10 protein-coding genes and 1 tRNA gene are annotated in these 7,514 nt (G+C 64.9%); 9 read left to right on the plus strand and 2 right to left on the minus strand.

Features of this window, described 5'->3' with window-relative positions; all coding sequences use genetic code 11:
- Positions 1–515 precede the first annotated feature (515 nt).
- From ACILRA_RS16760 to ACILRA_RS16795, 8 genes are all read left to right on the plus strand, one after another.
- A complete protein-coding gene (locus tag ACILRA_RS16760) occupies positions 516–1,307 on the plus strand; it encodes an urease accessory protein UreD (protein ID WP_395663211.1) in 792 nt (263 codons plus the stop codon).
- Positions 1,308–1,316: 9 nt separating this feature from the next.
- Positions 1,317–1,619, plus strand: a complete 303-nt coding sequence (locus ACILRA_RS16765) for an urease subunit gamma (protein ID WP_395663212.1) — start codon at positions 1,317–1,319, stop codon at positions 1,617–1,619.
- A gap of 11 nt (positions 1,620–1,630) precedes the next feature.
- A complete protein-coding gene (locus tag ACILRA_RS16770; RefSeq protein ID WP_395663213.1) occupies positions 1,631–1,936 on the plus strand; it encodes an urease subunit beta in 306 nt (101 codons plus the stop codon).
- Between the two features lies 1 nt (position 1,937).
- A complete protein-coding gene (gene ureC, locus ACILRA_RS16775; protein ID WP_395663214.1) occupies positions 1,938–3,641 on the plus strand; it encodes an urease subunit alpha in 1,704 nt (567 codons plus the stop codon).
- A complete protein-coding gene (locus tag ACILRA_RS16780) occupies positions 3,641–4,084 on the plus strand; it encodes an urease accessory protein UreE (protein ID WP_395663215.1) in 444 nt (147 codons plus the stop codon). Before ureC ends, ACILRA_RS16780 begins: the two co-directional genes overlap by 1 nt.
- The gene (locus ACILRA_RS16785) at positions 4,074–4,718 is read left to right on the plus strand and encodes an urease accessory protein UreF (RefSeq protein ID WP_395663216.1); all 645 of its coding nucleotides are present in this window, start codon (positions 4,074–4,076) and stop codon (positions 4,716–4,718) included. Before ACILRA_RS16780 ends, ACILRA_RS16785 begins: the two co-directional genes overlap by 11 nt.
- Complete coding sequence (gene ureG, locus ACILRA_RS16790) at positions 4,715–5,332, plus strand: urease accessory protein UreG (RefSeq protein ID WP_395663217.1); 618 nt, start codon at positions 4,715–4,717, stop codon at positions 5,330–5,332. Before ACILRA_RS16785 ends, ureG begins: the two co-directional genes overlap by 4 nt.
- A gap of 154 nt (positions 5,333–5,486) precedes the next feature.
- Complete coding sequence (locus ACILRA_RS16795) at positions 5,487–5,696, plus strand: hypothetical protein (RefSeq protein ID WP_395663218.1); 210 nt, start codon at positions 5,487–5,489, stop codon at positions 5,694–5,696.
- Between the two features lie 9 nt (positions 5,697–5,705).
- Here ACILRA_RS16795 and ACILRA_RS16800 read toward each other — a convergent pair.
- Both ACILRA_RS16800 and ACILRA_RS16805 read right to left on the minus strand, forming a co-directional pair.
- Positions 5,706–5,782: transfer RNA gene (locus tag ACILRA_RS16800), tRNA-His, on the minus strand.
- Between the two features lie 165 nt (positions 5,783–5,947).
- A complete protein-coding gene (locus ACILRA_RS16805; RefSeq protein ID WP_395663219.1) occupies positions 5,948–6,388 on the minus strand; it encodes a phasin family protein in 441 nt (146 codons plus the stop codon).
- A 207-nt stretch (positions 6,389–6,595) separates the two neighbouring features.
- Here ACILRA_RS16805 and ACILRA_RS16810 point away from each other — a divergent pair.
- Positions 6,596–7,514, plus strand: a 919-nt coding sequence (locus ACILRA_RS16810) for a hypothetical protein (protein ID WP_395663220.1), incomplete at its 3' end; no start/stop codon positions are given.

Consider the following 7,514-nt stretch of genomic DNA (forward strand, 5'->3'; position numbering starts at 1 on the left):
CCTCCGGGCACCTTCTCCCATCGCGTTGCGACGGGAGAAGGGACACATGATCTGACAGCTTCCCCTTCTCCCGTCCGAAGGATGGGAGAAGGTGGCCAAAGGCCGGATGAGGGCCTGCTTCAACTCCGGGACTCGCGGAAAGAAGCCCTCATCCGCCCTTCGGGCACCTTCTCCCATCGCGTTGCGACGGGAGAAGGGACTCGTGATCTGACAGCTTCGCCTTCTCCCGTCCGAAGGATGGGAGAAGGTGGCCAAAGGCCGGATGAGGGCCTGCTTCAACATCGGGACTCGCGGACACACGCCCTCATCCGCCCTCCGGGCACCTTCTCCCATCGCGTTGCGACGGGAGAAGGGACTCGTGATCTGACAGCTTCCCCTTCTCCCGTCCGAAGGATGGGAGAAGGTGGCCAAAGGCCGGATGAGGGCCTGCTTCAACTCCGGGACTCGCGGAAAGAGGCCCTCATCCGCCCTTCGGGCACCTTCTCCCATCGCGTGCCGCGACGGGAGAAGGGGACTTGACTGCGGCTGTCCGCCACCAGCGCTCTGAAGGGTCCATTCTCCTCAGCATGGGGCCTTTAGGCGTGCGGCGGATGCGCGAGGCGCATTCGGCAAAGGTGCGTATTCCACATGGCAGCCGCGAGGCGATCCTCATCAATACCGGTGGCGGGCTGGCGGGCGGTGACCGCTTCAGTTTCACCGTCACGGCGGAGGAGAATGCGAAACTCACCGTCACCTCGCAAGCCGCCGAGCGCGTCTACCGCTCGCTGGGGCCCGCGGCGGATGTCGAGGTGACGCTGGCCGCACACCCAGGCTCATCGCTCTTTTGGCTGCCGCAGGAGACGATCCTGTTCGACGGCGCCGCCCTTACCCGCCGCATCCATGCCGACCTCGCCGGGGATGCGCGCTTCCTCGCGGTCGAATCCGTCATCCTCGGGCGGGAGGCGATGGGCGAGACAGTGCGCCATGCGCGATTGCATGACCGCTGGCGCGTGCGCCGCAATGGCCGCCTCATCTTCGCCGACGACCTGGCCTTCGACGGCCCGCCGCCGGGAAGCAAGGCCACGCTGGACGAGGGCCGCGCCTTCGCCACCGTCGTGCTGGCCGCGCCTGAGGCCGAGGATCTTCTCGACAGGGTGCGGGACGCCATCGGCAACCGGGGCGATGCCAGCGCATGGACTTCGAACGATTCTGGCAAGCTGGTTGCAAGGCTACTGGCCAGAGATGGGTTCGAACTGCGCAAATCCCTGATTCCAGCACTCACGCTGCTGGCAGACGGTGCTGCGCTGCCCAAAACTTGGTCGTTCTGAGGAAGAATCATGCAGCTGACCCCGCGCGAAAAAGACAAGCTGCTCGTCAGCATGGCCGCGATCGTCGCAAGGCGGCGATTGGAGCGGGGCGTGAAGCTCAACCATCCGGAGGCCATCGCCCTCATCACCGACTATGTGGTCGAAGGCGCGCGCGACGGCCGCAGTGTTGCCGACCTGATGGAGAGTGCCGCCCATGTCATCACCCGCGCGCAGGTGATGGAGGGCATCGCCGAGATGGTCCATGAGGTGCAGGTGGAAGCGACCTTCCCCGATGGCACCAAGCTCGTCACCGTTCACCAGCCGATCCGATAGGAGTGCCGCACATGATTCCCGGCGAAGTCATCACCAAGGCTGGCGACATCGAATTGAACCAGGGTGCGGCCACCATCACACTCGAGGTGGCCAACACCGGCGACCGGCCGATCCAGGTTGGCTCGCACTATCATTTCTTCGAGACCAACGAGGCGCTGCGCTTCGACCGGACCAAGGCGCGGGGGCACCGCCTCGACATCGCGGCGGGCACCGCCGTGCGCTTCGAGCCGGGCCAGCGCCGCGAGGTGACGCTCGTGCCCATCGGAGGTGCGCGCAAGATTTACGGATTCCAGCAGAAGATCATGGGGGCGCTCTGACATGGCCAGGATTTCACGCGCCACCTACGCATCGATGTATGGCCCCACCGTGGGCGACCGCGTGCGCCTCGCCGACACCGAACTCTTCATCGAGGTCGAGAAGGACTTCACCCTCTATGGCGAGGAGGTGAAGTTCGGCGGCGGCAAGGTCATCCGTGACGGCATGGGCCAGTCACAGGCGACGCGCGCTGAAGGCGCCATGGACACCGTCATCACCAATGCGCTGATCGTCGACCACACCGGCATCTACAAGGCCGACGTGGGCCTGAAGGAAGGCCGCATCGCCGGCATCGGCAAGGCGGGCAACCCCGATACGCAGACAGGCGTCACCCTCATCATCGGGCCGTCCACCGAGATCATCGCGGGCGAGGGCCGCATCCTCACCGCGGGCGGCATCGACTGCCACATCCACTTCATCGCGCCCCAGCAGATCGAGGAGGCGCTCTATTCCGGCGTCACCACCATGCTGGGCGGCGGCACCGGCCCCGCGCATGGAACGCTTGCCACCACCTGCACCGGCGCCTGGCACACCATGCGCATGATCGAGGCGGCGGACTCGTTCCCCATGAATCTGGGCTTCATGGGCAAGGGCAATGCGTCGCTTCCTGCGGCACTCGAGGAAATGATCCTCGCCGGTGCCTGCGGCCTCAAGCTGCATGAGGACTGGGGCACGACACCGGGCGCCATCGACAATTGCCTGGCCGTGGCGGACGCGCATGACGTGCAGGTGGCGATTCACACTGACACGCTGAACGAGTCCGGTTTTGTCGAGCAGACCATCGCGTCCTTCAAGGGCCGCACCATCCACACCTTCCACACGGAAGGTGCAGGCGGCGGCCACGCGCCGGACATCATCAAGGTGGCGGGCCTCAAGAACGTGCTGCCCTCCTCCACCAACCCGACCAGGCCCTACACGATCAACACGGTGGCAGAGCACCTCGACATGCTGATGGTGTGCCACCATCTCTCTCCGCGCATTCCGGAAGACATTGCTTTTGCCGAAAGCCGCATCCGCAAGGAGACGATCGCGGCGGAGGACATCCTGCACGACCTCGGCGCCATCTCCATGATCTCGTCGGACAGCCAGGCCATGGGCCGCGTCGGCGAGGTCATCATCCGCTGCTGGCAGACGGCGCACAAGATGAAGGTGCAGCGCGGTTCGCTTCCCGGTGATGGCGCGGCGGACAACAACCGCGTGAAGCGCTATGTCGCGAAATACACGATCAATCCGGCGATCGCGCAAGGCATTGCCCAAGAGGTGGGCTCGATCGAAGTGGGCAAGCGCGCCGATCTCGTGCTGTGGAACCCCGCCTTCTTCGGGGTCAAGCCGGAGATGGTGCTGCTGGGCGGCTCGATTGCGGCAGCGCCCATGGGCGATCCCAATGCCTCGATTCCCACGCCGCAGCCGGTGCACTACCGCCCGATGTTCGCAAGCTTCGGCAAGCTGATGACCAATTCCTCCGTCACCTTCGTCAGCAAGGCGGCGGCGGATGCGGGACTCGCAGCAAAGCTCGGCGTCGCCAAGCAATTGCTGCCGGTGAAAAACACGCGCGGTGGCCTTTCCAAGGCCTCGATGGTGCACAACGACGCGACTCCGGTCATCGAGGTCGATTCCGAGACCTACGAAGTGCGCGCCGACGGCGAGTTGCTCACCTGCGAACCCGCCAAGGAGCTGCCCATGGCGCAGCGCTACTTCCTCTACTGATGGCGCTGCGCGCCACATCCTTCCGCCGCGCCCTGAGCTTAGGCGACGAGCCCTTCGATGTGGTGGTGCTCGATGCCGATCAGCGCCACATTCGCCGGAAGCGCATCACCCTGGCCAATGGCGAGGATATTCTCGTCGATTTCGAGAAGCCCGTGCACCTCGAGCAGGGTGACCGGCTGGTGCTGGAGGATGGCCGCATGGCCGAAGTCGTGGCCGCTCCCGAGATCCTCATGGAAGTTGTGGCGCGCGACGCGGGCCACCTCGTGGAACTCGCCTGGCACATCGGCAACCGGCACTTAGCCGCGCAGATCGCGGCGGAGCGCATTCTGCTCAGGCGCGACCGCATCATCCGCGCCATGCTGGAACAGCTGGGCGCCACGGTGCGCGATGTGACGGAGCCCTTCTCACCCGAGCATGGGGCCTATCACGCGCATGACCACTGAACCGCGCCAGCTCCTCCTGCTGCTGACATGGATGTCGCCCGCCTTCCCAACGGGGGCCTTCGCCTATTCCCACGGGCTCGAATGGGCGATCGACACTGGCCTCGTGCGCGATGGCGATGAGTTGAGGGCATGGATTGCCGATCTCATCACCCGCGGCTCCGGCTGGAATGACGCCGTGCTGTTCTCACGCTGCTGGGAGGAGGATGCCTCCAGCCTCAATGAACTGGCCCTCGCCCTGGCCACCTCGCGCGAGCGCCACCTCGAAACGTCGCAGCTGGGCCGCGCCTTCCGCATCGCGGCGGGCGTCTTCGCGGCCCCGGCACTGGATGAAGACGAGATCGCCTACCCCATCGCCGCGGGCAGCGCCTGCGCCGCGATGGGCATCGACAGGCGCGATGCGCTGCTGGCCTATCTGCAGGGCTTCGCGGCAACGCTCACCTCCGTTGCCGTGCGCCTCGTGCCGATCGGCCAGACGGCAGGGCTCGAAGTGCTGCGAGACCTCGCGCCCGTCATCGCCCGGACGGCGGAGCGTGCCGCAACCGCGACACGCGATGACCTCGGCGCCATCACCATCGCGGCGGACATTGCCGCCATGAAGCATGAAACCCAGAGGAGCCGCGTGTTCCGCACATGACCAGATCCCTGAACGGCCCCCTCCGCGTCGGCATCGGCGGCCCCGTCGGCTCCGGCAAGACGACGCTCACCGAGAAGCTGTGCAAGGCGATGCGGGAGAGATATTCCGTCGCCGCCATCACCAACGACATCTACACCAAGGAAGATGCGCTGATCCTCAACCGGCTTCAGGCACTGCCGGAAGACCGCATCATGGGTGTCGAAACCGGCGGCTGCCCGCACACGGCAATCCGCGAGGATGCCTCCATCAATCTCGCCGCCGTGGACGAGATGGTGAAACGCCACCCCGGCCTCGACGTGATCTTCATCGAATCGGGCGGGGATAATCTGGCGGCCACCTTCTCACCCGACCTGGCCGACATCTCGCTCTACGTCATCTCCGTCTGCCAGGGCGAGAAAATCCCGCGCAAGGGCGGCCCGGCGATCACCCGTTCGGACCTCCTCATCATCAACAAGGCCGATCTCGCGCCGCATGTCATGGCCGATCTCGATGTGATGGAAAGCGACACCCGAAGGGTGCGCGGGACAAGACCCTTCGTCTTCACCGATCTGCTGCGCCAGAAGGGCGTCAATGACGTGGTCGCCTTCATCGAGCATGCCGGTGGCCTCGCCTGACGGAGCAGGCTTTCCCCGTCACGCGCTGCGCCCACGTTTAAAATTTGCCGTTGCGATAGAATCGGTGCTAGGCCTATGGGCTGCCGACGATGCTTTTTCTGAATCTCCAGCGGCAGTCATCTCGCAAATAAACCCAGGACCGGAAAGGTGCATCATGAACGACAATGCTGACCTAGGGTCCGCAATGACCGAGCTCAACGATGCCTTCGCCCGGGTAAGGGCGCAGGTGCATGTCCTGCGGATGGCCATAGGCGGCATCCAAGATGAACGTGACATCCGAGCGCTGATCTTTCAGCTCGGCACCATCGAGGAAGAGTTACAAGCCTCGGAACGGATGCTGAAGAAAAACAGCCCCGATCATTGATCGGGTAAATGGTACCGCCTGCCCGGCTCGAACGGGCGACCCCTAGATCCACAATCTAGTGCTCTAACCAACTGAGCTAAGGCGGCATCACAGTCAGCGCCAGGAACGTGTCCGCTTGCGCTGCGCCGTTCCTAGCTGTTGACGCGGCCGATTTCAAGACAGCAAAACGGAAAAGGCCCGCCGTCAGGCGGACCTTCGACCGGAACCTCCGGCGGGGAGGAAGATCGCCGGCTGATCCTGCTATCGTTTCGTCAGGCCGCGGCGGCCTTGGAGAAGCCGGCGAAGGACTTGGTCATCGTCTCCTGCATCGGCTTCATCGAGTCCTTGGCCAGCGCCACGGACAGCTCGCCCAGCTCCGCAGCCTGCCGCTGCAAGGTTTCGGCCTGGTCCTTGAAGAAGGACTGCTGCAGGTTCATCGCCTCCGCGGGATCGCGAACCGCAACGAGCTTGCGCGCGAAGGCGAAGCCGGCATTGAGGTTCAGCTGGGCGAATTCCATCGTCTTCAGCTGAATGTCGGTGACGCGGTTCTTGTAGGCGTTGGCAGCTTCATCCATGAGCTGGACATTGCTGTGCGCCACTTCGCTGACCTTCTCGAACGCAGCCTGCGCCTGATCGACGGTCTTCTGGGCGAAGCTTGCAACCTCGGCCTGAGCTTCGCTGTGCAGTTCGGGTTTCACCTTCTTGGTCGACATGTATCCATCTCCTCTGGACGGCTTTGAATTCGCCGTGATGGCGATCATATAGACCATTTCATTGTGCAGTGCAACATAAATGTTGCGGCGCGCCACATGTTAACCACGCTGGCAGGACCAGCCAGTGGTGGGCTGGCAGACCGGCTGAATTCATTTCGTTTTTTGGTTAAGCCATCGTAAAGATGGGGTGAACGGAAGGGTGAACAGTTGGCTGACATGGCGGCCCTCACGCTGGATGACCTGCGGGACGTTTCCCAGGCGGCTTGGCTTTGGGACCCCGCGCGCGCCCGCATCGTCTGGGCGAACCCTCCGGGAATCGGGTTTTTCGGCGGTGAATCGCTTTTTGACCTGCTCGACCGGCCCTTTGGCCTCGATGAGCCCGGCGTCCGGCGGATCCTGGGCACTGCCCGCACCCTGAACCGCGGACATGCCGAAGAGGCGCTGCTGCATTTTCCCTCCGCGGGGGCAACAGCCCCCATCGCCTGCCGGATGATGGTCCATGCCTTGCCGGACGGACGCTCAGGGCTTCTCGTGGTGGCCCAGCAGGATGCCGAAGGGGAAACCGCGCAGACGGTGAAGGAGATCACCGAAGCCTTCGAGCTTCTGCCCGCCGCGGCTGGCCTCGCAACCCGTGACGGCTCCTTCCGCCATCTGAACAGGTCCGCCCTGGCGCTGCTCGGCCCGGACCAGCAGGCCAGCCTCGCGGCGGTCCTGGCTGATGGCGCCCTCGCCGGGGATCTGCTGAACCGTACCGAGGCTGCCGGAACTGTCGCCCTGACCCGGTCCCTGGCCGTGAAGCTGGGACGCCGGGACATCCGCCTTACGCTTTCGCGCCTCAACCGTGGCGGCGTCGAAACCGCGGCCTACGCCCTTGTCATGATGGAGGACGTGACCGAGCGGCGTGCCCTGGAGCGCCGCCTGACCGCCACGGCGGAAGCACCAGCCCAACCGGCAGCGGCTGCCCCGCCCGCGACACCACCTGCCGCGCCACCACCTGCCGCGCAACGCCTGCCGGAAGCCGACGCTGCCGTTTTCGAGCGGCTGGGCAAGACCCTCGAGGACGGGATCAGGCAGCTGCCGCCGCGCCATGCTGCACCGGCAGCCGAAACCCCGCCGCCATCGCCCG

The sequence above is a fragment of the Aestuariivirga sp. genome (assembly GCF_044239095.1).
GTDB lineage: Bacteria > Pseudomonadota > Alphaproteobacteria > Rhizobiales > Aestuariivirgaceae > Aestuariivirga.